The organism is Streptomyces sp. NPDC017991, assembly GCF_044328075.1.
Lineage (GTDB): Bacteria > Actinomycetota > Actinomycetes > Streptomycetales > Streptomycetaceae > Streptomyces.
Window position 1 is genome coordinate 163014 of the sequence record NZ_JBIRGP010000007.1, and the last position, 24004, is coordinate 187017.

Annotated in this window: 23 protein-coding genes; 12 read left to right on the top strand and 11 right to left on the bottom strand. The window is 71.2% G+C overall.

The window, feature by feature from the left end:
* Positions 1–330 precede the first annotated feature (330 nt).
* The 6 genes from ACH4DZ_RS21870 to ACH4DZ_RS21895 all read left to right on the top strand — a co-directional run bounded on the left by ACH4DZ_RS21870 (position 331) and on the right by ACH4DZ_RS21895 (position 5983).
* Complete coding sequence (locus tag ACH4DZ_RS21870) at positions 331–1197, top strand: hypothetical protein (protein ID WP_398288921.1); 867 nt, start codon at positions 331–333, stop codon at positions 1195–1197.
* A 159-nt stretch (positions 1198–1356) separates the two neighbouring features.
* Complete coding sequence (locus ACH4DZ_RS21875; RefSeq protein ID WP_398288922.1) at positions 1357–1944, top strand: pyridoxamine 5'-phosphate oxidase family protein; 588 nt, start codon at positions 1357–1359, stop codon at positions 1942–1944.
* A gap of 2 nt (positions 1945–1946) precedes the next feature.
* Complete coding sequence (locus ACH4DZ_RS21880; RefSeq protein WP_398288924.1) at positions 1947–2648, top strand: L,D-transpeptidase; 702 nt, start codon at positions 1947–1949, stop codon at positions 2646–2648.
* A 258-nt stretch (positions 2649–2906) separates the two neighbouring features.
* The gene (locus ACH4DZ_RS21885; RefSeq protein WP_398289218.1) at positions 2907–4235 is read left to right on the top strand and encodes a ferric reductase-like transmembrane domain-containing protein; all 1329 of its coding nucleotides are present in this window, start codon (positions 2907–2909) and stop codon (positions 4233–4235) included.
* Positions 4236–4308: 73 nt separating this feature from the next.
* Positions 4309–5184 (top strand): FMN-binding protein, encoded by an 876-nt coding sequence (locus ACH4DZ_RS21890; RefSeq protein ID WP_398288925.1) that lies wholly within the window; start codon positions 4309–4311, stop codon positions 5182–5184.
* Positions 5185–5245: 61 nt separating this feature from the next.
* Entirely contained in the window at positions 5246–5983 is a 738-nt protein-coding gene (locus tag ACH4DZ_RS21895) for an FAD:protein FMN transferase (RefSeq protein WP_398289219.1), read from the top strand.
* A 607-nt stretch (positions 5984–6590) separates the two neighbouring features.
* Here ACH4DZ_RS21895 and ACH4DZ_RS21900 read toward each other — a convergent pair.
* From ACH4DZ_RS21900 to argC, 5 genes are read right to left on the bottom strand one after another with little or no spacing between them, the layout of a single operon-like run.
* Positions 6591–7127 carry an arginine repressor gene (locus tag ACH4DZ_RS21900; protein WP_398288927.1) on the bottom strand — a complete coding sequence of 179 codons (537 nt, stop codon included), beginning with the start codon at positions 7125–7127 and terminating at the stop codon, positions 6591–6593.
* Between the two features lie 18 nt (positions 7128–7145).
* Positions 7146–8366 (bottom strand): acetylornithine transaminase, encoded by a 1221-nt coding sequence (locus ACH4DZ_RS21905; RefSeq protein WP_398288928.1) that lies wholly within the window; start codon positions 8364–8366, stop codon positions 7146–7148.
* On the bottom strand, positions 8363–9271 hold the full coding sequence (gene argB, locus ACH4DZ_RS21910) for an acetylglutamate kinase (protein ID WP_398288930.1): 909 nt from the start codon (positions 9269–9271) through the stop codon (positions 8363–8365). The genes ACH4DZ_RS21905 and argB overlap by 4 nt, the downstream gene beginning before the upstream one ends.
* Positions 9268–10446: a bifunctional glutamate N-acetyltransferase/amino-acid acetyltransferase ArgJ gene (gene argJ, locus ACH4DZ_RS21915; RefSeq protein ID WP_398288931.1), complete on the bottom strand. Its 1179-nt coding sequence runs from the start codon at positions 10444–10446 to the stop codon at positions 9268–9270. The genes argB and argJ overlap by 4 nt, the downstream gene beginning before the upstream one ends.
* Positions 10443–11471, bottom strand: a complete 1029-nt coding sequence (gene argC / locus ACH4DZ_RS21920; protein ID WP_398288932.1) for an N-acetyl-gamma-glutamyl-phosphate reductase — start codon at positions 11469–11471, stop codon at positions 10443–10445. The genes argJ and argC overlap by 4 nt, the downstream gene beginning before the upstream one ends.
* Before the next feature lie 258 nt (positions 11472–11729).
* Between argC and ACH4DZ_RS21925 the strand changes: the two genes are divergently transcribed.
* Positions 11730–13325 carry a protein kinase gene (locus tag ACH4DZ_RS21925; RefSeq protein ID WP_398288934.1) on the top strand — a complete coding sequence of 532 codons (1596 nt, stop codon included), beginning with the start codon at positions 11730–11732 and terminating at the stop codon, positions 13323–13325.
* Between the two features lie 62 nt (positions 13326–13387).
* On the opposite strand, the gene ACH4DZ_RS21930 is transcribed toward ACH4DZ_RS21925, so the two are convergent.
* On the bottom strand, positions 13388–15892 hold the full coding sequence (locus ACH4DZ_RS21930; RefSeq protein ID WP_398288935.1) for an alpha-L-arabinofuranosidase C-terminal domain-containing protein: 2505 nt from the start codon (positions 15890–15892) through the stop codon (positions 13388–13390).
* Between the two features lie 185 nt (positions 15893–16077).
* Between ACH4DZ_RS21930 and ACH4DZ_RS21935 the strand changes: the two genes are divergently transcribed.
* The gene (locus tag ACH4DZ_RS21935) at positions 16078–16536 is read left to right on the top strand and encodes a DUF6314 family protein (protein WP_398289220.1); all 459 of its coding nucleotides are present in this window, start codon (positions 16078–16080) and stop codon (positions 16534–16536) included.
* A 29-nt stretch (positions 16537–16565) separates the two neighbouring features.
* Here the strand turns inward: ACH4DZ_RS21935 and ACH4DZ_RS21940 are convergent, their stop codons facing one another.
* From ACH4DZ_RS21940 to ACH4DZ_RS21950, 3 genes are all read right to left on the bottom strand, one after another.
* Positions 16566–17150, bottom strand: a complete 585-nt coding sequence (locus ACH4DZ_RS21940) for a histidine phosphatase family protein (protein WP_398288937.1) — start codon at positions 17148–17150, stop codon at positions 16566–16568.
* Between the two features lie 123 nt (positions 17151–17273).
* Positions 17274–17711: a GNAT family N-acetyltransferase gene (locus tag ACH4DZ_RS21945; RefSeq protein ID WP_398288938.1), complete on the bottom strand. Its 438-nt coding sequence runs from the start codon at positions 17709–17711 to the stop codon at positions 17274–17276.
* A gap of 17 nt (positions 17712–17728) precedes the next feature.
* Positions 17729–19207, bottom strand: a complete 1479-nt coding sequence (locus tag ACH4DZ_RS21950) for a PLP-dependent aminotransferase family protein (protein ID WP_398288939.1) — start codon at positions 19205–19207, stop codon at positions 17729–17731.
* On the opposite strand from ACH4DZ_RS21950, the gene ACH4DZ_RS21955 reads away from it, so the two are divergent.
* Entirely contained in the window at positions 19206–20177 is a 972-nt protein-coding gene (locus ACH4DZ_RS21955) for a DMT family transporter (RefSeq protein ID WP_398288940.1), read from the top strand. The genes ACH4DZ_RS21950 and ACH4DZ_RS21955 overlap by 2 nt on opposite strands.
* Positions 20178–20269: 92 nt before the next feature.
* On the top strand, positions 20270–20467 hold the full coding sequence (locus tag ACH4DZ_RS21960; protein ID WP_398288941.1) for a DUF1918 domain-containing protein: 198 nt from the start codon (positions 20270–20272) through the stop codon (positions 20465–20467).
* A gap of 1 nt (position 20468) precedes the next feature.
* Here ACH4DZ_RS21960 and ACH4DZ_RS21965 read toward each other — a convergent pair whose 3' ends face one another.
* Positions 20469–21767 carry a glycoside hydrolase family 10 protein gene (locus tag ACH4DZ_RS21965; RefSeq protein WP_398288943.1) on the bottom strand — a complete coding sequence of 433 codons (1299 nt, stop codon included), beginning with the start codon at positions 21765–21767 and terminating at the stop codon, positions 20469–20471.
* Between the two features lie 186 nt (positions 21768–21953).
* On the opposite strand from ACH4DZ_RS21965, the gene ACH4DZ_RS21970 reads away from it, so the two are divergent.
* The gene (locus tag ACH4DZ_RS21970; RefSeq protein ID WP_398288944.1) at positions 21954–22814 is read left to right on the top strand and encodes a 3-hydroxybutyryl-CoA dehydrogenase; all 861 of its coding nucleotides are present in this window, start codon (positions 21954–21956) and stop codon (positions 22812–22814) included.
* A 290-nt stretch (positions 22815–23104) separates the two neighbouring features.
* A complete protein-coding gene (locus ACH4DZ_RS21975) occupies positions 23105–23362 on the top strand; it encodes a hypothetical protein (protein WP_189772944.1) in 258 nt (85 codons plus the stop codon).
* 21 nt (positions 23363–23383) lie between these two features.
* Here ACH4DZ_RS21975 and ACH4DZ_RS21980 read toward each other — a convergent pair whose 3' ends face one another.
* Positions 23384–23929, bottom strand: coding sequence for an NUDIX hydrolase (locus ACH4DZ_RS21980; RefSeq protein ID WP_107019813.1), 546 nt, complete (start codon positions 23927–23929; stop codon positions 23384–23386).
* Positions 23930–24004: the final 75 nt, after the last annotated feature.

The following is a 24004-nucleotide window of genomic DNA, read 5'->3' on the forward strand; positions in this document are numbered from 1 at the left end:
TCCTCAGAACTGTTGGGAAGAGGGCGCCCCCTAAGGGACGCGGGGAACTGCGCGATCAGCCACGACGCACCCGCACCCGGCCACCCGCCGGGTCTCATCGCAGCACACTCACCGCCATGCATGATTATGCAGAGTTCCGCATGACTCGTCAATCCAGAGAGTCGGGGCAACGAAATCGCTCGCCCTTTGAACGTGAGAAACCGCTTTCCCGTATTTCACCGCGAACGCCGGCGCCGCGTCCGCAAAGCCACTCCGAACCCACTTCCGATCCACTCCCCACCCCCTCTCCACCCCCTCCCGACCCACTCCTGACCCAAGTGAGGCACCCCCATGTCCAGGGCTCTTCCGAAGTACAACAAGCGCCGCGTGGCGATCATCGGCGGCGCTGCCGCGGTGGCGTTGTCCGGAGCGGTGATCGCAGGTTCCGCCCTCGCCGGGGAGACGTCCAAGAACAACAACGGCCAGGCCGCCACCCTCGCGTCCCCCGGCACGATCAGCTGCCCCGCCGTGGACGGCAGCCTGCCCGCGATCCCCGCGTCCGCGCAGGACGAGGTCACCAGGAACCTCGCCCTCCTCGACACCCAGATCGCCGAGGCCAACCAGCGGCTCATCGACACCGTCGGCCAGGGCGGCGCCAACTTCGTCCAGAACGCCATCCTCGGCCCCCTGGAGGACAAGCGCGTCGCCGTACTCAACCGCATCGAGACCGCCATCGGCCGCACCGCCGCCAAACCCGAGGGCCTCGAAGCACTCGCCCCCTGCGAACTGAACGCCGACGGTGCGGCGGAAGCGGGCGAGGAGGCCGGGGCCGAGCCGTCCGAGGCGGCCACGGAAGAGGCCGGCGGGAACGCGGGCGACGCCGGCGGGGCCGAGGACGCGGGCGACACGGGTGAGGCGGGCGCCGTCGGCACGGTCGACTGCCCCGCCGTCGAGGGCAGCCTGCCCGCGATCCCCGCGTCGGCGCAGGACGAGGTCACCAGGAACCTCGCCCTCCTCGACACCCAGATCGGCGAAGCCAACCAGCGGCTCGTCGACACCGTCGGCCAGGGCGGCGCCAACTTCGTCCAGAACGCCATCCTCGGCCCCCTGGAGGACAAGCGCGTCGCCGTACTCAACCGCATCGAGACCGCCATCGGCCGCACCGCCGCCAAGCCCGAAGGCCTCGAAGCACTCGCCCCCTGCGAACTGAACCAGTAGAACCGGCGGGAACCGCAGAACCAGCAAGCCAACTCCCCCCAACGGCGCCCCGCACGCCGGCCGGGGCGAGCCCGGGACCCGGGGCCACTCGGCCCTCGGGTCCCGGTGCCCGCGCAAATAGTTAGACAGGCGAAAGACTTTCGCCGATAATCACCGACCATGGGAAAGACCTACGAACGCATAGACGGCCGCCTGCGTACGTTCATCGAGGCGCAGCCCCTCTTCTTCACCGCCACCGCGCCGCTGTCCGGCGACGGCACGGTCAACCTCTCCCCCAAAGGACTGACCGGTTCCTTCGCGGTCCTCGACGACCTCACCGTCGCCTACCTGGACTTCGCCGGCAGCCACGCCGAGACCATCGCGCATCTGCGGGAGAACGGCCGGATCACCCTGATGTGGTGCGCCTTCCAGGGCCCGCCGAACATCGTCCGCGTACACGGCCGGGGCGAGCCCGTCTTCCGCGACGACCCCCGGTTCGAGGAACTCCTCGCCCATTTCCCGGACATCGCCCCCGACCCGCACGGCCTACGGGCGATCATCGTGGTGACGGCCGAACTCGTCCGGGACAGCTGCGGTTACGCCGTGCCCTTCATGTCGTACGACGAGGACCGCGACCTGCACGCCAAGCGCTTCGCGCGCGAGGACGACGTCTCACTGAACGCGTACTTCGAGAAGAAGGAGCACATCGGGACCAGCATGGACGGCCTGCCCGGGCTGCCGCTGCCCCTGCCGGCCCGTACCGTCTGAGCATGCGCCCCGGAGCCGCCGTACTCGCGACCGTGTCTCTCCTCGTCCTGGCCGCGGGACCGGTTCCCGAGGGCCGGGCCCCGCTGCCCGAGCGGATGGCGGACACGGGCGGCGGCAGCCAGCTCATCACCGCGCGGGCCGCCCGGACCTCCTCGACGACCGGCACGGTCACCTGGTGGGACCGTCGTCACGGGCGCTGGGTGGAGGCGGGTTCGGCGCCCGCGCGCTTCGGCGCCAAGGGGCTCGTCGAGGGCGGCTCGCGCGAGCAGGGCACGAACACCACACCCACCGGCCTGTACGACCTGCCGTACGCCTTCGGCATCGAACCGGCGCCCGAGGGGACGAGCACGCCGTACCGGCCGGTGCGGCCGACCTCCTGGTGGTGCCAGGACAACGCCTCGCGCTCCTACAACCGGTGGGCCGACCCCCGCCCGGCCGACTGCCGCGCCGCCGAGTCCGAGCACCTGGTCTCGTACGGGACGCAGTACGCGTACGCCCTCGTCGTCGGCTTCAACTACGCGCGGCCCGTGCGCGGGCGGGGTGCGGGGATCTTTCTGCACGTCGACGGGCGTGGGGCGACGGCCGGTTGTGTGTCCGTGCCCAGGGACGCCATGCGGCGCATCCTGAACTGGGCCGAGCCCGCCCGCGGTCCGCACATCGCCATCGGGACGGACGACGGGCCGACCGCCGTCACTCGCTACTGAGCACTCGCTGTCGAGCACCGCTGTGGAGCACCGCTGTCAGTAGGTGTCGCCAGTAGGTGGCAGGTGTAGGTGGCAGGAGTAGGTGGCCGCCGCCGGTTACCGCGAGTCTCAGCAGTTCACGGCTTGCCCCGCGGGCCGTTGAACACACGGCCGTCCCGGGACGTACCAGTGGGCCGAGGGGTCACTCCCCTTCCCAGCGTCCCCCACGGAGGAACCGTGAGCACGATCGCCGGCGGTCGCGCCGCGCGGCGCCAGACGATGCGCCGTATCCGCCCCCGCCGCTCCCCCGCCATCGCGTTGCTGATCGCCGTATGGGCGGGCGCGGCGGGCGTCGTCTGGCTCTGGTGGAGCAACACGCCGGCCATCGCCGACGACAAGGGCCGGATCCTGAACGCGGGCCGGATCACCGGTCTGCTGGCCGGGTATCTGATGGCTCTCGTGGTCCTGCAGATGGCCCGCGTACCCGCCCTGGAACGCCGCGTCGGCTCGGACCGGGTCGCCCGCTGGCACGCCATGAGCGGCCGTTACACGCTCTGTCTCGTCCTCGCCCACATCGGGCTGACGATGTACGGCTACGCCCTCCAGGCGAACACGGGGGTCGTCGACCAGACCATCGACTCGGTCAAGACCCTGCCCGACATGGGCAAGGCGGCGATCGGCACGGGTCTGCTGCTGTTCATCGGCCTGATCTCGGTCGGCGGACTGCGCAAGAGGATCCCGTACGACACCTGGTACCACATCCACCTGCTCACGTACGTGTCCGTGTACCTGTCGTTCTGGCACCAGCTGTCCACGGGCAACGACTTCGCCGTCGAGCCCGCCGCGACCACGGCCTGGTACGTGCTGTACGGGACGGTCACCGCGCTGGTCATCTGGTACCGGGTGATCACTCCGGTCCGGCTGAACCTGCGTCACCGGATGCAGGTCGAGGAGGTCGTCGAGGAGGCGCCCGGCATCGTCTCCGTGCTGATCAGCGGGAAGCGGCTGCACCGGATCGGTGCCGAGCCGGGGCAGTTCTTCCGCTGGCGGTTCATCGCGCCGGGCATGCGGCTCAGTTCGCACCCGTACTCGCTGTCGGCCGCGCCGCGCCCCGGGCTGCTGCGGATCACCGTCAAGGCGCTGGGCGACCACAGCACCGCGCTGAAGGGGCTGAAGCGGGGCACGCGGGTGTGGGCCGAGGGCCCGTACGGCGCGCTGACCGCGTCCCGGCGCAGCCAGGGCAAGGTGCTGCTGATGGCCGGCGGCGTGGGCATCACCCCGATGCGGGCGCTGTTCGAGACGTTGCCCGCGGCGCGTGGCGACCTCACCCTGCTGTACCGGGCCAACAGCACCCAGGACCTGGCGCTGTGGGACGAGTTGTCGGCCATCGCCGACGAGCGCGGTGCCCGGCTGATGTACGCGGTGAACAGCCCCGACGGGGAGCGTCCCGACATCAACGCGGAGACGCTGCGCCAGAAGCTGCCCGACATCGACGACCACGACGTGTTCCTGTGCGGGCCGCCCGGCTTCGCCGAGGGCGCGTACACCGCACTGCGCGGCGCCGGCGTGCCCGCCCGCCGCATCCACCACGAGTCCTTCGAACTCTGAGAACCCTCAAGACCCTGAGAACCCTGAGAGCTCTGAGAACTCTGCGCATCCTGAGGAACGGGAGTCCGGACCCATGAAGAAGAGCCATCCCCTGCGCCGCGTCGTGCTGGCCGGTGCCGCCACGGTGTCCGGCATCGTCCTGCTGCTGGCGCTGAAGCCCGCGTCGGACCCGGCGGCGGCGTCCGCCGACGCCGCGGCACAGCAGCAGGCGTCGGCCGCCCCGCAAGGTTCCGGAGGAGTGCAGGCCGCGGGTGGCACCGAGGCCCAGACGCTCACCGGTGACGTCGTCAAGACCGACTACGGCAACGTCCAGGTCCGGATCACCGTGGCTGGCGGGAAGATCACCTCGGCCGCGGCCCTGCAGTCGCCGACCGGTGGACGCAGCACGACGGTCAGCACCGACGCCGTGCCCAAGCTGAACAAGGCGGCCGTCACGGTCGGCAGCGCCGACATCGACGCCGTCTCCGGAGCCACCTACACCAGCGGCGGCTACAAGAAGTCCCTGCAGTCGGCCCTGGACAAGGCGGGTGCGGCCGGAGCGGCGGGTGAGGAGGGTGCGACCGGCGGGGGCTCGGCCGAGGCCGGCGGCACGGGTGGTGGTACGGGTGGCGGCGGTGGTTCCGGCGACGCGAGCGGGTCCGGGTCCGGGTCCGGGTCCGGGTCCGGCGCCGCGCAGGCGAAGGCCGTCACCGGCAAGGCCGTCACGACCGACTACGGGCCCGTGCAGGTACGGATCACCGTGGCCGGCGGGAAGATCACCAAGGCCGAGGCGGTGCAGCAGCCCAAGGGGGGTCGCAGCGACCAGATCAGCGGGGACGCGGTGCCCAAGCTGAACGCGGCGGCGGTCGCCGCCGGCAACGCCGACATCGACGCCGTGTCCGGGGCCACCTACACCAGCGGCGGCTACAAGGAGTCCCTGCAGTCGGCCCTGGACCAGGCCGGTGGCTGAACCCTCTGAGTCCGCCGAGTCCGCCGAGGCGCCCCTGGCGGTGCGTCACGCGGAGGAGGTGATGGGCACGGTCTTCTCCTTCGACGTACGAGGGGGTGAACCCGCGGCCGTTCAGGCAGCGTTGACGGCAGCGGTCGCCCAACTCCATGTGGTGGACGAGGTGTTCAGCACCTACCGCCAGGACAGCCAGATCTCCCGGCTGGCGCGGGGGCTGCTGACCGTGGACAAGTGCGATCCGGAGGTCGCCGAGGTCCTCGAACTGTGCGCGGAGGCCGAGCGGTTGAGCGACGGCTGGTTCAGTTCGACGTACGCGGGGTCCGTCGACCCGACCGGCATCGTGAAGGGCTGGTCCGTCGAGCGGGCGGCCCTGCGGCTCGTGGAGGCCGGGGCGAGCGGGGTGAGCGTGAACGGCGGGGGTGACGTGCAGATGTACGGCGTGCCGGGGCCGCACCGGCCCTGGCGGGTCGGGGTGGCCGACCCGTTGCGGCCGGGAGGGCTGGCCGCGGTGGTGTCCGCGGCCGGTGTGGACCGGCTGGCCGTGGCCACGTCGGGCTCCGCGGAGCGGGGTACGCACATCGTGGATCCGCGCACGGGGCGCTCCGCGGTGACCGACCTCGTCGCGGTGACCGTGGTCGGTCCCCGCATCACCTGGGCGGACGCCTGGGCGACGGCGGCGTTCGCGATGGGCTCCCGGCAGGCGCTGGCCTGGCTGGAGTCCCTCCCGGACATCGAGGCGCTGCTGGTCACGGCGGGGGACGAGGTCCGCTGCACGGGTGGTCTGGCCGACCGCCTGGGCTGAACCGCCCTGTCACCGCCCACGACCCGGTCGTGACCGACGGCACAGTTCCCCGCGCCCTTGAAGGGGCCCGACCCCCACACTCAGTCAGGCGCGGGCCGCATCGTGGTCACCCGCGCCGTTCCCCGCGCCCCTCAAGGGGCCCGACCCCCACACCCAGTCAGGCGCGGGCCGCATCGTGGTCACCCGCGCCGTTCCCCGCGCCCCTCAAGGGGCCCGACCCCCACACTCAGTCAGGTGCGGGCCGCGTCGTGGTTGCCCGCGCCGTTCCCCGCGCCCCTGAAAGACGGGGCTTCGCCCCTGCCTTTCGTCTTCCATGGGTGCGGGGCTGTATCAAGGTGCCGCCCAGCCCCGCGCCTTTGGGGGCGCGGGGAACTGCGCGGCCAGCCACGACCGACCCGCAGCCGAAAAACCAGGGCCCAGCCCCGACTTTCAGGGGCGCGGGGAACTGCGCGGCCAGCCACGACCGACCCGCGGCCGAAAAACCAGGGCCCAGCCCCGACTTTCAGGGGCGCGGGGAACTGCGCGACCGGCCACTACGGGCCCGCGGCCGAAAAACCCGTGGGCCGGACGGCGTGGGCGGCCACGGCGAACCGCCCGTGCCCTCACCTCAGTGGTGGCTCTGGGCCAACCGCAGCAAGTGGTCCGCCAACGCCTGCCCGCCCAAGGGATCGCGGCTGATCAGCAGCAGCGTGTCGTCGCCCGCGATCGTCCCCAGGATGTCCTGCAACTCCGCCTGGTCGATGGCCGAGGCGAGGAACTGCGCGGCCCCGGGCGGGGTCCGCAGAACCACCAGGTTCGCCGACGCCTCCGCGGAAATCAGCAGCTCCGCGGAGAGCCTCCGCATCCGCTCCTCCTTCGCCGACTCCCCCAGCGGAGCGCGAGGCGTCCGGAAACCCCCCTCGCTCGGCACCGCGTAGATCAGGTCGCCGTCGTTGTTGCGGATCTTCACCGCGTTCAGCTCGTCCAGGTCCCGGGACAGCGTCGCCTGCGTGACGTGCAGCCCGTCGTCGGCGAGCAGCTTCGCCAACTGGCTCTGCGAGCGCACCGGCTGCCGGTTGAGGATGTCCACGATCCGGCGGTGGCGTGCGGTGCGGGTCTGCGGAACAGCGGGCCCCGCGTGGTCGTGATCCTGCGCCTGACTCATCGTCGTCTCATTCCCCGGTCATTCTCCGGTTCGTCCGTCCCCGTGGGACCCGTTGGTCACGCCGGTCACCGTGTCGAGAACACCGGGAAGGGCCAGGAGGAACGCGTCCACCTCGTCCTCGCCGATGTTCAGGGGCGGCATCAGCCGTACGACATCGGGGGCGGGCGCGTTCACCAGGAGGCCGGCGTCCTGAGCCGCCTGTTGCACCCGGGGTGCGAGCGGCTCGGTGAGCACGATACCCAGGAGGAGCCCCGAGCCCCGGACATGGTCGACCAGCGGGTGTCCGAGCGCCTCGATCCCGGCACGCAGTTTCTCGCCGGACCGCTTCACGTTCTCCAGCAGTCCCTCGGACTCGATCGTGTCGAGGACGGCGAGCCCCGCGGCGCAGGCGACCGGGTTGCCGCCGAACGTCGTGCCGTGGTGACCCGGCCCCAGGAACTGGGCGGCACGTCCGAAGGCGACGGTCGCGCCGAGCGGCAGCCCGCCGCCGAGCCCCTTCGCCAGCGTGACGATGTCCGGCAGGACGCCCTCGTGGGCCTGGTACTCGAACCAGTGCCCGGTCCGGCCGACGCCGGTCTGCACCTCGTCCAGGACCAGGAGGCTGCCGGTGGCGGCGGTGATGGCACGGGCCGCCTTCAGATAACCGGGAGGCGGCACGACCACGCCGTTCTCGCCCTGGATCGGCTCGATGACGACGAGCGCGGTGTCCTCGGTGACGGCGGCGGCCAGCGCCTGCGGGTCCCCGTACGGGACGTGCGTGACGTCGCCCGGCAGCGGCAGGAACGGATCCCGTTTGCCCGGCTGGCCGGTGAGCGAGAGCGCGCCCATGGTGCGGCCGTGGAAGCCGCCGTCGGTCGCCACCATGTGCGGGCGGCCGGTCAGCCGGCCGATCTTGAAGGCGCCCTCGACGGCCTCGGCCCCCGAGTTGCAGAAGTAGACGCGGCCGTCCCGGCCGAAGAGCTGGAGGAGCCGCTCGGCGAGCGCGACGGGCGGCTCGGCGACGAAGAGGTTGGAGACATGGCCGAGGGACGCGATCTGCCGGCTCACGGCCTCGACGATCGCCGGGTGCGCGTGGCCGAGCGCGTTGACCGCGATCCCGCCGACGAAGTCCAGGTACCGGGTGCCGTCGGCGTCCCACAGTCTGGTGCCGGCGCCGCGGACGAGCGGCAGCCGGGGGGTGCCGTAGTTGTCCATGAGCGCGCCCTGCCAGCGCTGGGTGAGTTCCTCGTTGGCGGTCATGCGTCGGCGTCCCCCTCCGCATCGGGCACGACCATCGTGCCGATGCCTTCGTCCGTGAAGATCTCCAGCAGGATCGAGTGCTGGACCCGGCCGTCGATCACGCGGGCGGTGTTCACGCCGTTGCGTACGGCGTGCAGACAGCCCTCCATCTTCGGCACCATGCCGCTGGCCAGGTCGGGCAGCAGCTTCTCCAGCTCCTTGGCGGTGAGCCGGCTGATGACCTCGTCGGAGTTCGGCCAGTCCTCGTAGAGGCCCTCGACGTCGGTGAGGACCATCAGTGTTTCGGCGCCCAGCGCCGCAGCGAGTGCCGCAGCCGCCGTATCAGCATTGACGTTGTAGACATGTCCGTCGTCCTGGCTACGGGCGATCGAGGAGATGACCGGGATGCGGCCGTCGGCGAGCAGTGCCTCGATCGCGCCCGTGTCGATCGCGGTGATCTCGCCCACCCGCCCGATGTCGACCAACTCCCCGTCGATCTCGGGCTGGTGCTTGATGGCGGTGATGGTGTGCGCGTCCTCGCCGGTGAGTCCCACGGCGAGCGGACCGTGCTGGTTGAGCAGCCCCACGAGTTCGCGCTGGACCTGCCCGGCGAGCACCATGCGTACGACGTCCATGGCGTCCTCGGTGGTGACCCTGAGACCCGCCTTGAACTCGCTGACGATGCCGTGCCGGTCCAGGGCCGCGCTGATCTGCGGGCCGCCGCCGTGCACGACCACGGGCTTGAGCCCGGCCTGGCGCAGGAACACCACGTCCTGGGCGAACGCGGCCTTCAGGTCCTCGTCGATCATGGCGTTGCCGCCGAACTTGATGACGACGGTCCTGCCGTTGTGCCGGGTCAGCCAGGGCAGCGCCTCGATGAGGATCTGGGCCTTGGGCAGCGCGGTGTGCTTACGGGTGGCGCTCATGACGAGTACGCGCTGTTCTCGTGGACGTACTCCGCGGTGAGGTCGTTGGTCCAGATGGTGGCGGTCTCGTCGCCCGCGGCGAGGTCGGCGACGATGTGGACCTCCCGGTAGCGCATGTCGACCTGGTCGCGGTCCTCGCCCACAGAACCGTTCTTGCAGACCCAGACGCCGTTGATGGCGACGTTCAGCAGGTCGGGCTCGAAGGCGGCGGAGGTCGTGCCGATGGCGGAGAGCACGCGGCCCCAGTTGGGGTCCTCGCCGTGGATGGCGCACTTGAGGAGGTTGTTGCGGGCGATGGAGCGGCCCACCTCGACGGCGTCGTCCTCGCTCGCCGCGTTGACGACCTCGATCCTGATGTCCTTGCCGGCGCCCTCGGCGTCCCGGATCAGCTGCTGGCCGAGGTCGTCGCAGACGGCCCGTACGGCCTCGGCGAACTCCGCGTACTCGGGAGTGATCTGCGAGGCGCCCGAGGCGAGCAGCAGCACGGTGTCGTTCGTCGACATGCAGCCGTCGGAGTCGACGCGGTCGAAGGTGACCTTCGTGGCCGCCCGCAGCGCCTTGTCCAGGGTGTCGCTGTCGACGTCGGCGTCCGTGGTCAGGACGACCAGCATCGTGGCGAGGCCGGGGGCGAGCATGCCCGCGCCCTTGGCCATGCCGCCGACGGTCCAGCCCTCGCCCTGTACGACCGAGGTCTTGTGGACGGTGTCGGTGGTCTTGATGGCGATGGCGGCCTTCTCGCCACCGTGCGGGCCGAGTTGGGCGACGGCCTTGTCGATGCCCCGGCGTACCTTGTCCATCGGCAGGGGGATGCCGATGAGGCCCGTGGAGCAGACGGCGATCCAGCCCGGGGAGTGACCGCCCGTGTCGTCGAGGCCCGCGCTGTTGAGGGAGTCGGCGGTCTTCTCGGCGGTGGCGTGCGTGTCCTGGAAGCCCTTGGGTCCCGTACAGGCGTTGGCGCCGCCGGAGTTGAGGACGACGGCGGTCAACTGACCGCCCTTGAGGACCTGCTCGGACCACAGCACCGGCGCGGCCTTCACGCGGTTGGAGGTGAAGACGCCCGCGGCGGCGAGGCGGGGCCCGTTGTTGACCACGAGGGCCAGGTCGGGGTTGCCGTTCTCCTTGATCCCGGCGGCGATGCCGGCCGCCGTGAACCCCTTGGCTGCCGTGACACTCACGGTGCGACTCCGATCGTGGAAAGCCCGGTGGCCTCGTCGAGTCCGAGGGCGATGTTCATGCTCTGGACGGCACCGCCCGCGGTGCCCTTGGTCAGGTTGTCGATGGCGCTGATCGCGATGATGCGCCCCGCGGCGGCGTCGTACGCGACCTGCACCTGAACGGCGTTGGAACCGTGGACGGACGCGGTCGCCGGCCACTGCCCCTCGGGCAGCAGGAACACGAACGGCTCGTCCGCGTACGCCTTCTCGTAGGCGGCCCGGACGGACTCCGCGGTGACGCCGGGCTTCGCCCTGGCGCTGCACGTGGCGAGGATGCCCCGGGACATCGGGGCGAGGGTCGGGGTGAAGGAGACGGTGACGGGTCCGTCCGCGACCGCGCCGAGGTTCTGGATCATCTCGGGGGTGTGCCGGTGCCCGCCGCCGACGCCGTACGGGGACATGGACCCCATGACCTCGCTGCCGAGCAGATGCGTCTTGGGGGACTTGCCGGCGCCCGACGTCCCGGACGCGGCGACGACGACGGCCTCGTTCTCGGCGAGACCGGCCGTGTAGGCGGGGACCAGCGCCAGTGTGACGGCCGTCGGGTAGCAGCCGGGCACCGCGATGCGCCTGGACCCTTCCAGCGCCGCGCGGGCACCGGGCAGCTCGGGAAGGCCGTAGGGCCAGGTCCCGGCGTGCGCCGAGCCGTAGAACCTCTCCCAGTCGGCCGCGTCCCTCAGCCGGAAGTCGGCGCCCATGTCGACGACCAGGACCTCCGGTCCGAGCTGCTCGGCCACGGCGGCGGACTGCCCGTGGGGCAGTGCCAGAAAGACGACATCGTGCCCCGCGAGGGCCTCGGCCGTGGTCTCCTGGAGCACGCGGTCGGCCAGCGGCAGCAGATGCGGCTGCAGCGCGCCGAGCCGCTGTCCCGCGTTGGAGTTGCCGGTCAGGGCGCCGATCTCGATCTCGGGGTGCACCAGAAGCAGACGCAGCAGTTCCCCGCCCGCGTACCCACTCGCTCCGGCCACTGCCGCACGTACCGCCATGGAACCCTCCTCTTGGATGGCATGACTATACGTTTCGCTGCACGTTTATGCAATCTTCCTGGGGTTCCCCGGGGAGGGGACGGCCTCACGGGCGCTATATTCTTCGTCCTCAGGGCGGAGCGAAGTAACGGTGGTACCGGAACCGACATCCCGCCCCGGAGAGTCTTGGACACCAGCCCCGTCCCTACGGACGCGCGTGTCTCGACTGCCTGGAGGGCGTGTCAGGTGTACCCGCTGCAAGATTCCGACCCGACGAACATGGGTCGCTACCGTCTGCTGGGCCGACTCGGTTCCGGCGGCATGGGAAGCGTCTACCTCGGCCGGACGCCCGGGGGACGGCCCGCCGCGGTCAAGGTCATCAACTCCCATCTCCAGTACGACCCGGCGGCGTTGCAGCGCTTCCGTCGCGAGGTGGAGACGCTGGGGACCATCCGCAACGCCTTCACCGCGGCACTCATCGACGCCGAGATGGACAGCCCGCCGTTCTGGATGGCGACCGAGTACGTGCCCGGCCCGACGCTGGCCGACGCGGTCGCGGCGACGGGGCCCTTCCCCGTCGACCTCGGCCGTGCCGTGCTGGCCGCGCTGGCCGAGGGACTCGCGGACGTCCACGTGCACGGTGTGCTGCACCGGGACATCAAGCCGCAGAACGTCATCCTCTCGTCCACGGGTCCCCAGCTCATCGACTTCGGGATCGCCCGCAGCGAGGACATGGCGAACATCACGCAGGTCGGCACCGCGATAGGCACCCCCGGATTCATAGCCCCGGAGAGCCTGACCCGGAGCGAGGCGGGGCCGCCGTCCGACGTGTTCGCCCTCGCCGTCACCCTGGCCTACTGCCTCACCGGCCGCGCGCCGTACGGGCAGGGCTCGTTGGCGACCGTCTCCTACCGCACCGTCCACGAGGAGATGGACCTCGCCGGGGTTCCCGCGGAGATGGCCGAGCTGATCGCCCTCTGCGCGCACAAGGACCCGGCGATGCGCCCCGAGCCGCAGCGCATCGTGGAACTCTGCGCCAGCGAGACCGACATCGTGCGGCATCCCGCCTACCAGCGGATCACCGCCATGGCGGGCGCCTCGGACACGGCGGCGACCGCTCCGCCCACGCCCTCGACGCCGTACGCCGCCACGAGGATCGACGCCGACGCACCCACCGCGTCCGTCGACGCCGCGGCCCTGCCGGGCGCCCTGCCCTCATCTGCGGCCCCGGCCCCGGCGACCGTCGCCCAGACACGGTTTCTGGCTTCTCCGCCGTCGACCGAACCGCCCGGCACTCCCGCGCCAGGCGTCCGGCGCCCCTGGTACCGCCGCACACCGCTCATCGCCGCCGGCGCCGTGGTCACGGTCGCCGTCGTGGTGGCCACCGTGCTCGCCCTGCAGGGCGCCGGCTCGACCGCCGACGCCAAGGACCCGAAGGGGTCCGCGAGCCGCGGCGGCTCCCACCGGAGCACGGCCGACGCCGGCGAGCCGGCGGCGAGCAAGACGCCGGAGAGCCCCGAGCCCCTGCCGGAGACGCTGACGGTCGAGCCCCGGCGGACCCTGCGGACAGGTGAGTTCCTGCAGACCGCGCACATGAAGCTGATCATGCAGACGGACGGCAACCTCGTCGCCTACGACGTGAACGACAAGGCCGTCTGGGCGTCCCTCACCTCGGGCGAGAACTACAAGGCCGTCTTCCAGGAGGACGGCAACCTGGTCGTCTACACCGCCGACGACAAGCCTGTGTGGGCCACCGACACGGGATACCCCGACGGAGGAGCCGTCCTCGAACTCCGCGCCGACGGCAGCTTCGCCATCACGAAGAACGGCCAGGACCTCTTCCTGAGCACCGAGGACAGCACCGAGAAGGGCTGACCGGTCCGCTCGGCTCCGGGGCGGCCCGGGCGTCCGCCACCATGCCCGGACCGCCCGGCCCGTCACCCCTTCCTGATGCGCAGGAACGTCACCGAATTCGCCGGGAAGGTGTACGTGAACTTGCCTGCGACTCCCGAGAAGGTGGACGTGGCCGGTGCGACGGCCGTGTCCGTCTCGGTGTTCACGGCGTCGGGCGCGGCGGCGAGGGTGGTCACCTCGGCCTTCGGGCGGACCTTCGCGCTCCCGAGGTCGACCGCCGTACGGGCGTCCACCGCCTGGGCGTTGACCACCTTGACGATCAGGTCGCCGGTCCTCCTGTCCTTGGTGACCACCTGACGGAACGGCTCGGCGGGCTTGTCGTCGGTGAAACTACCCCACTCCTGTCCGTCGAGGAGGAGGGTCACCTGCCGGCCGCGCACCTTGATGTCGATGTCGTAGGCGCGGCCCGTCTCGATCGACCCGGCCTTGGAGACCAGCGTCGACTTGCCGCCGTCCACGGCCTGTTCGACGGCGGACTGGGTGTTGTTCCAGCCGCCCAGGTTCCACCAGTAGTAGTTGCCGGTGTCCTTGACGCCGAAGGCGACGAGGAAGCCCTCCTTGCCGGCCTTCTTGGTGGCCTTCACGTGCACGTCGTAGTCGTGCCAGGCGGGGTCGCCCGCGGAGACCATGGTGTTCTCCGCGGCCTCGTCGCTCTGCATGTACTGCCCGTCCTGGACGCTCCAGCTGCCGCCGCCCGTGTGGGTCCACCGCGAGGCGTCACCGGAGAAGTCGTCGGCGAGGAGTTCCGTGCCGTCCGCGCCGGTCACCCGCACATCGTCGTAGGCGGCGCTCGTCGCCCACGTCGACAGGCCGACCGCGCCCGTGATGGGACCGCTCACCGACGGTGTGCCGGTCGCGCTCGACGGCACGACCCGGTCGCCGACATTGCGCATGAAGAGCTTCTGCACCTCGTAGTTGGCGGAGTTCCAGGAGGCGTGGTTGTTGAACCAGATCAGGTCGGGGCGCCACTGCACGTAGTCCTCGTTGGCGAGCAGTGGGGCGTACGAGGCGAGCTTCACGACGTCCGCGTTGCGTTCGAGGCCGGTCATGAACGCGGCTTCGGAGAGGGCGTTCTTGAAGGTGTTGCCCTGGGAGGCGTACTCGCCGAGGAAGACCTTGGGGCCGTTCCTGTCGTACGAGTCGTAGCGGTCGTTGTTCTGCAGGAACCACTGGGGGCTGTTGTAGTAGTGCTCGTCGACCAGGTCGACGTTCGCTTCCCGGTTGAGTTTCCAGGCCGTGTCGAAGGTCGAACCGCTGTCGTCCGGGCCGGAGTTGGAGACGACGGTGACGTCCGGGTACTTCGCCTCGACGGCCGCGCGGAACTGCTTGAAGCGCTCGAAGTATTCGTCCGGCAGGTTCTCCTCGTTGCCGACCGCGAGGTGGGTGAGGCGGAAGGGCTTCGGGTGGCCCATCCGCGCCCGCTTCCCACCCCACTCGCTGGTCACCGGCCCGTTGGCGAACTCGATGAGGTCCAGGGTGTCCTGGATGTGCCGCTTCAGCAGCGCGTCGTCGTCGACGGCCTGGTTCTGGCCGCAGCCGGTGACGAGGGCGGGCACCACGGGCAGCGGCATGGCTCCGACGTCCTCGGAGAACTGGAAGTACTCGTAGTAGCCGAGGCCGTAACTCTGGTTGTAGCCCCAGAAGTTGGCGTTCGTCGCGCGCTGCTCGACCGGGCCGATCGTGTCCTTCCACTGGTACGCGCGCTTGCGCTCCCAGCCGGACTCCTCGTCGTACCCCTTCATGCTGCCGGTGTTGACCAGGCAGCCGCCCGGGAAGCGGACGAAGGCGGGGTCCAGTACGGCGATCTTCCGGGCGAGGTCCGCGCGCAGGCCGTGGCCCTTGTACGTGTCGCGCGGGACGAGCGAGATCATGTCGAGCGCGGCGGGGCTGCCCGACGCCACCGTGAGGCGGCCGGTGGCGCTGGTGCGGGTAGCGGTGAGGCGTGCCGTGTACTTGGCCCAGCCGCCGCGCGCGGTGACGCGGCGGGCCTGCGCCAGCTCGCCGTCCGCGTCCTGGAGGGTCACTGTGAGGGCGGAGGATCCGTCGGCGCGGGCCCATACGGAGAAGTCGTAGGTCTTGCCCTCCTCCACCGAAATCCCGGTGTTGTAGCCGGAGTTGGTGACGGACGAGTCGGCACCCAGGGCGAGGTAGGTGCGGTTGCGGGCGTTCAGCCGGCCGTCGTCGTCCGCGGTCGCCGCGGTGCCGGTGGTGGCCCAGGAGGTGAGCGGGGTGTACGCGCGGTTGTCGGCGGTCGAGTACTCGAACGACCGGTTCTGGACCAGCTCCGCGTACAGTCCGCCGTCCGCGGCCCGGTTGATGTCCTCGAAGAAGACGCCGTACATCGTGTCGTCGATCTTCGCGCCCGTGGACTTCGGGTCGACCGTGATCGCGTAGTCGGCGGCGTCCTCGGCCGCGGCAGCGGGGGCGGGGGCCGCGCTCACCGGGGGCGGGACGAGGAAGGAGGCGGCCAGCAGAGTGCCGGCCGTGAGGGCGAGTCTCCGGCGAGTGCGGGTGCGGGCATGTGACATGGGTCCTCCGCGGCTCTGAGAGGCGTGCGACATGGCATGCGGTGCGCGTGATGTGCGTGATGTGCGTGATGTGCGTAGTGCGTGTTCGATATATCGGACGCTGATCAATACTTCGAACGGCAAGATAGGTAGGGGGCAGGATCACGTCAATGGGTTGGACAGGAGAGGCCGCGGTGACGGAGGGGATGGCCGGATTCCGGCCGGTGGGCGACGTGCTGGCGTACCTGGCCGGGAGCTGGCACGTGGAGCGTTCGGTGCGGGATCTCGCGAGCGGGGCGACGGGCGCCTTCAGGGGGACGACGGTGTTCGAGGGGCTGGACAACGACGGCTCCGGCCCCTCCGAGGGGCTGCTCCACCGCGAGTCCGGCACCTTCGAGTGGCAGGGCGTGGCCCGGCCCGCCGAGCGCACCCTCAGATTCCTGCCGGGCGACGGGAAGAGCCGGGCCGACGTACGGTTCGCCGACGGCCGCCCCTTCCACGACCTGGACCTCGCCACCGGCAGGTACGTCACCGACCATCCGTGCTCGGCGGACCTCTACCGGGGCGAGTTCACCGTGTACGGCGCGGACCGCTGGCGGACGGTGTGGCGGGTGGGCGGACCCGCCAAGGACCTGCTCCTCACGACGGACTACACACGCGCCTGACCAGGCACACCCGCTCCGGGCACCGCGGACTACACGCGTTCGTACTGGGCGTCGAAGCGGAGGTTCCAGCGGCCGGCCCAACCGATGAGGGTGGCCGTCGACAGCGGGCGGACGTCGAAGTTCCAGTACGTCGACGGGTACGCCCGCAGGGCGTAGACGAGCGCGGCGCGGACGACCGCGGGTTCCGCCACGGCGACGATCCGGCCGCCGTCGTCGGCGGGGCGGGTGTCGAGCCAGCCGCCCACCCGCTGGACGAACTCGGCGAGCGGCTCGCCGCCGTGGGCCGCGGAGTACGGGTCGGCGAGCCAGGCGTCCACCGCCTCGGGTTCTCGGGCCATCGCCTCCCCGAGGGTCAGACCGCGCCAGCGGCCCATGTCGCAGTCCCGCAGCGCCGGCTGGACCAGCGGCGCGAGGCCCAGCGCGTCCCCGGTGGCCCGGCTGCGCGGGGTCGGCGAGCAGTACCGCATTTCGGCCGCGGCGAGCGGGACGAGGGCATGGGCGACGCGCTGCACCTCGCCCCAGCCCGCCTGGTCCAGCGGCCGGTCGTCGTCGAAGCGCTCGGCGAGCAACGAGGAACCGCGGGCGGCGGCTATCAGCGTGACCCGAACATGCATGCGGCGATCGTGAGCGCCGGAACTGCGCAGGTCAAGAGCAGATCGACGGCACACACGGAATACTCACGCGAAGGCCCGCACAAACTTCGCGGGACAGTGCACGGACGGAGAATCGAGACACCGTCATTCGAGGCCCAGTGTCATCCACCGGTCGGGCCGGTCGAGCGCCTTGAACCCGAGCTTCTCGTAGACCCCGTGCGCGTCGTGGGTGGCGAGCAGCACGCGGCGCAGGCCGAGGGGCCGCAGGTGGTCGCATACGGCGGTGACCAGGGCGGTGCCGAGCCCCTTGCCCCGCGCGGAGCGGTCCACGTACACGTCGCAGAGCCAGGCGAAGGTCGCCCCGTCGGTCACCACGCGCGCGTACGCCGCCTGGTCGCCCGAAACCTTCTCGTACGCCCCGAAGTTGAGCGATCCGGCCATCGCGCGCTCCTGCTTCTCCCGCGGCCGGTCGAGGGCCCAGTACGCGTCGCCGGCGAGCCAGCGGTGGACCCGGTCGACGTCGATACGCGCCGGGTCGGTGGAGATCTCGTAGCCCTCGGGCAGGCTGGGTATGTCGGTCATGGCGGGAGAGTCGCAGGTCAGGCTCCCGCTGTCGAACCGGTTTCGACGCAGGCCGTGTGCAGCCTGCGGACGCCCTCGGTGATCTCGGCGGTGCTCGCGACCGCCGCGAAGCTCAGGCGCAGGTAGGCCGCCGGGGGCTCGGCGCTGAAGTAGGGGCGGCCCGGGGTGACGGCCACGCCCGCGCGCAGGGCGGCGGACAGGAGCGCCGACTCTCCCCCGGAGCCGAAGGCCTGGGAGGTACCCCCGGTGCCGTCGGGCAGGCGCAGCCACAGCTGGTAGCCGCCGGACGGGATGTGGGGCAGGGCGAGTTCGGGCAGCCGCAGGCGCAGTGCGGCGGCCATCGCGTCCCGCCGGACGCGCAGTTCCGCCGAGACGGCTCGCAGATGGCGGGGCCAGGCGGGCGAGCCGACGAGTTCCAGGGCCGCCTCCTGGAGCGGCCGTGGCACGAAGAAGGTGTCGACGACCTGGATGGCCCGCAGCCGTTCCAGTACGGGCCCGCGGGCCGCCAGCGCGCTCACCCGGAAGCTCGGCGAGGTGGCCTTGGTCAGCGAGGAGACGTGCACGACGACTCCGTCGGGGTCGTCCGCGGCCAGCGGACGCGGCAGCGGCCCCGCGTCCTCGTGCACGAGCCGGCGTACGAAGTCGTCCTCGACGACGAACGCGCCCGCCTCCCGGGCGATCCGCAGCACCTCGCCGCGCCGCTCGGGGGCGAGCACCGCGCCGGTCGGGTTCTGGAACAGCGGCTGGCAGACGAAGACGCGGGCGCCGGTGGCCCGGAAGGCATCGGCGAGCAGTGCCGGCCGCACTCCGTCCCGGTCCACGGGCACGGGCACGGGCCGCTGTCCGGCCGCGCGGGCGATCGCCAGCATGCCGGGATACGTGGGCGACTCGACGAGGACCGGAGCGCCGGGCGGGGCGAGCGCGCGCAGCGCGGTGGTCAGCGCGGACTGGCCGCCGGCCGTGATGAGCACCTCGGCGGCGGTGATGGCGCCGCCGATGCCCCGTGCGAACCACTCGCGCAGCTCCGGCAGCCCGTCCACCGGCGGGCGCGCCCAGACGCCAGGACGGCGGCCCGCCCTGGAGAGCGCCGCGGCCATCGCCCGTTCCGGCTGCAGCGAGGGGTGCAGATAGCCGCCGTTGAACTCGATGACTCCCGGCGGCGGCGCGGCCAGCGAGACGAGCACGCCCGAGGCGTCCACCGTGCGGGGTACGAGGTCGGTCGTGGCGTCCGCGCTGAGGGCGACCTCCTGCCAGGAGGTGTCCCCGACGGCCGGCCCGGCGGCGCGCGGCTCGGCCCGGAACGCCCCCGCCCCGGGCCGGGTGACCACCAGCCCCTCGGCGGAGAGCTGGGCCAGCGCCCGGGACACGGTCACGGGGCTCACCCGGAACCGCTCGACTAGTACGCGACTGGACGGCAGCTTTCCACCTGGAGAGTAGCGGTCCAGCTCGTTCCGCAGCCGATCGGCCAGCTCAGCAACGCTGCTACGCTCATGCATGAGAGCAGAGAATAGCGCTACCACGCGGACCTCGATAGCGGTGACCGGCGGGCCCAGTGTGTCCGGCACGCCCGGCGGCCCTTCAGCGGCCCCCCGGGGCTCCGGGCGGCCGGATCCCCGTTCCGGGACCCTCATGGCCGCGCTCGGCGTCGTCGCCTTCTCCCTCACCTTTCCCGCCACCGCGTGGGGCCTGGAGGGCTTCGGCCCCTGGTCGCTCGTGGCCGTGCGGAGCGTCCTGGCCGCGATCGTCGCGGGCGGCTGTCTGCTCGCCCTGCGCGTCCCGCTGCCCGGCCGCCGCCACTGGGCCGGGCTCGCCGTCGTCGCCGCCGGAGTCGTCCTCGGCTTCCCGATGCTCACCACCCTCGCCCTGGAGACGTCGACCACCGCGCACGCCGCCGTCGTCGTCGGTCTGCTCCCCCTGACGACCGCCCTGTTCTCGGCCCTGCGCGTCGGCACCCGTCCCTCCCGCACCTTCTGGGCGGCGGCGTCGGCGGGCGCCGCCGTGGTCATCGCCTTCACCGTGCAGCAGAGCGGCGGCGCCCTGAGCAGCGCGGACGCCTACCTCTTCGGCGCGCTTGTCATCTGCGCGGCGGGCTACACGGAGGGCGGCCGGCTGGCCCGGGTGATGCCGGGCTGGCAGGTCATCGGCTGGGCGCTGGTCCTGTGTCTGCCGCTCACGGTGCCGGTCGCCGCGATCGCCCTGTCGTACGAGCCCGTGGAACTGACCGCACACAGTGTGACCGGGCTGCTGTGGGTCGCGGTCGGCTCACAGTTCCTCGGCCTGGTCGTCTGGTACCGCGGGATGGCCGCGATCGGCATACCGAAGGCCAGTCAGCTGCAGCTGGCCCAGCCGCTGCTCACCCTGGTGTGGTCGGTACTGCTCCTGGGCGAGCACCTGACCCCGGCCGCCCCGCTGACAGCGGCCGGGGTACTCGTCTGCATCGCGGTCACCCAACGGGCCCGGGGCTGACCGGTTCGTACGGCCCGGGCCCAACGCGCGCCACCCGCCGTAGACTTGCGGTCACGAAGCGCCACTCCCGTGCGGAACGAGAGGCCCTACAGATGCAGGCAACCGTAGGCGACCATCTGCTGGTGCACGGCAGGATCGTCGGGCAGCACGACCGGGTCGCGGAAGTCATCGAGGTGCTCGGACAGCGCGGGAACCCCCCGTACCGGGTCCGCTTCGAAGACGGTCACGAGACCCTGATGTCTCCCGGCCCCGACTGCGTGGTCCAGCGCCACGAGGACACCACCCGCTGAATCAGCGGGTGGGCGTCGCCGGCTGCTGGTAGTGGTCGGCGACCACTCTCGCCATGGCTCCGATCCGGTCGGCGGCCACTTCCTTGGCCGAGAAGAAGACGTGCCCGCCCACCTGCGGATGGTTCGCGGCGAGGGTGAGATGCCCGGACAGCTCGGCCGGGTCCTGCCAGGCCGCGGGCTGCGCCGGATCACCGGCCTTGTACAGCGCCTCGCCCACGTACAGCTTCGTCCCACTGCCCTGCGCGACCTGCGACCACCAGGGGACGAGCTTCGCGTAGTCGGCCGCAGCGAAGCCGATGTTCCAGTACAGCTGCGGGCAGATGTAGTCGATCCAGTTCTCCCGGACCCATTTCCTGGTGTCCGCGTGCAGGTCGTCGTACGTCTGCACGCCGGCCCGGCTGTCCGAGCCCAGTGGGTCGGTCGCCGCGTTGCGCCACACCCCGAAGGGGCTGATCCCGAACCGCGTGCCGGGGCGGACCTTCTTGATCCGGGCGGCGGTCTCCAGCACCAGCCGGTCGATGTTGTCGCGCCGCCACGCGGCCCGGTCGGGGAACTGCCCGCCGTGCGCGGCGTACGCGGCGTCGTCGTCGAAGACCTGGCCCGCGACCGGGTACGGATAGAAGTAGTCGTCCCAGTGGACGGCGTCCACGGCGTACTTCCCCACCGCGTCCAGCATCGCGTCCTGCACGAAGGCGCGGACCTCGGGCAGACCGGGGTTGTAGTAGAGCTTCCCGCCGTAGGGCACGATCCAGTCGGGGTGGACGCGGGCCGGGTGCGAGGCGACGAGCCGCGTCGGGTCGGTGTGGTTGGCGACGCGGTACGGGTTGAACCAGGCGTGCAGTTCGAGCCCCCGCGCGTGGGCCTCCGTGACGGCGGTGCCCAGCGGGTCCCAGCCGGGGTCCTTGCCCTGGACACCGGTCAGGTACTGCGCCCAGGGCTCGAAGGGCGAGGCCCACAGGGCGTCGGCCGTGGGGCGCACCTGGAAGATCACGGCGTTCAGCCTGCGCTCCACCGCCGTGTCGAGGTGCGTGAGCAGTTCGGCCCGCTGCTGAGCGGCCGTCAGGCCGGGCTTCGAGGGCCAGTCGCGGTTCGCCACGGTCGCCAGCCACATGCCGCGCAGCGCACCGGCGGGGTCCCGGCGCCGGTGCCGGCGGCCACCGGAGCCGCCGTGCCCGCCCCTGCCTCCGCCGCCACCGCCTCCCCCGGACAGCTCCGCCGCCACAGCCACTCCCGCGGTGACGAGTCCCGACAGTCCGGCCGCCGCGGCCGTCGCGAATCCCCGGCGTGACATACGCCCCATGCCGCACACCCCAAACGCAGTGGGTCCGCCCGGTCACGGACCGTCTACCTCGCACAGCATGCCCGACCCGGCCCGCCGTACGTGGACAGATCCGGAGTAACGTGCGTGGCGTCGGCGGGTACCGGACAACGGACACCCGCCGGACCCATGACAGTGGGAGCGGACAGTGAGAGCGAAAGGGACGATGTGACCGACATCGAACGCGTCGGAGTGGTGGGCTGCGGCCAGATGGGAGCGGGCATCGCCGAGGTGTGCGCCCGCGCCGGCCTGGACGTGAAGGTCGCCGAGACCACTGGTGAGGCGTTGGAGATTGGCCGGACCCGGCTCTACAACTCGCTCTCCAAGGCCGCCGAACGCGGCAAGATCACCGAGGAGGAGCGGGACGCCACACAGGACCGGCTCTCCTTCACGACCGACCTCGGCGAGTTCTCCGACCGCGATCTGGTGATCGAGGCGGTCGTCGAGAACGAGCAGGTGAAGACGGAGATCTTCCAGGTGCTGGACCAGGTGGTGCTGCGCCAGGACGCGATCCTCGCCTCGAACACCTCCTCCATCCCGCTGGTGAAGCTCGCCGTCGCCACCTCGCGCCCCGACCAGGTCATCGGCATCCACTTCTTCAACCCGGCACCGGTGCAGAAGCTCGTCGAGCTGATCCCGGCGCTGACCACCTCCGAGGGCACCATCAGCCGGGCGCAGTCCCTGGTGGAGAAGATCCTCGGCAAGCACGCGATCCGCGCGCAGGACCGCTCGGGCTTCGTGGTCAACGCGCTGCTGATCCCGTACCTGCTCTCCGCGATCCGGATGTTCGAGTCCGGCATGGCGAGCCGTGAGGACATCGACAACGGCATGGAGCTGGGGTGCGCCCATCCGATGGGGCCGCTCAAGCTGTCCGATCTGATCGGGCTCGACACGGTGGCTTCGGTCGCGTACTCGATGTACGAGGAGTACAAGGAGCCGTTGTACGCGGCTCCGCCGCTGCTTCAGCGGATGGTCGACGCGGGGCGTCTTGGGCGGAAGTCGGGCTCCGGGTTCTATACGTATCCGTAGGCGCCCCCGCCCGGTGATTCCGGAGACCGCGGGTTGCTCGTCGGGTGCGGGTCCGTTGTGGCTGGGTGCGCGGTTCCCCGCGCCCCTCAAAGGCAAGTGGTCACCCTCTGTGTAAGCGTTGGCCTGCGCGGGCCCGGCTCTCTTTCGAGGGCCGGGCCCGCCGTATTCACACACCGTGTGCGCTCCGGGCCCGCATATGCCCCTCGCACACGCTCCCCACGCACCCACCAGGCCTGTTGACTTTCCGTGCACGTGTTAGGGATGTGACGACTACGGAAAGGAGCGGACACGTGACCGCCGACCCGGAGCATCCCGTGGTCCGAGGAGAAGTCGCAGAGTTACGCCGCCGTCTCGATGTGGCCCATGCCACCGTCGAGGGGTGCATGACTCTGCTCAGTCATCGCGCCGAACAGACCGCCAAGGAGCTCGACGACCTGAGTACCCGGGTCATCGCGCTGGAACACACCCGCTGGCCGCTGCGCGCGGTCGCGGTCGTCACGGCAGTGGGCGCGCTGGCCGTGGCGGTCTGGCAGGCTCTGGGCCGTTGAGCCCGTGGACGCGGTGGGGGATCAGGGCAAGGCGTCCTGCCCGAGCCTCAAATGGTGCAGGAGGAGCAGCGCGGCAGCCATGTTGGCGGCCGGAACCTCACCACGGGCGACCATGTCGGGAGCGAGCTTCAGGGGAACCCATTCCCGGCGGTCGGACTCGAAGTCGTCCACAGGATGCCCGATGTACGCGCCTTCGTCGGCCCAGTAGATGTGGTGCCGGGCGTCGGTGAGCCCGTTCGAGGGCTCGACGCTCATGAGATGGCGCAGAGGTCCCGGCCGCCAGCCGGTCTCCTCCTCCAGTTCGCGGGCCGCCGCGACGGCGATGTCCTCACCGTCCTCGACGACCCCCGCGGGAAGCTCCCATCCCCAGCTGTCGGTGATGAAGCGGTGCCGCCACAGAAGCAGCACCTCGTTCGCCTCGTTCACGACAGTGGCCACGGCGACGGGCCGCAGCCGGATTAAGAAGTGATCGAGATGCCGGCCGTCGGGCAATGCGACATCTGCGAGATTGACGCTGAACCAGCGATTTGCGTACACGATTTGTTCGTTCTGTTTCGTCCACTGCACTTTTCTGCCACCTTTCGACGGGTAGGTGGCAATATCGCAGCAGGAGTGTCCGCACAGCAGGCTCGCAGTGGGCCG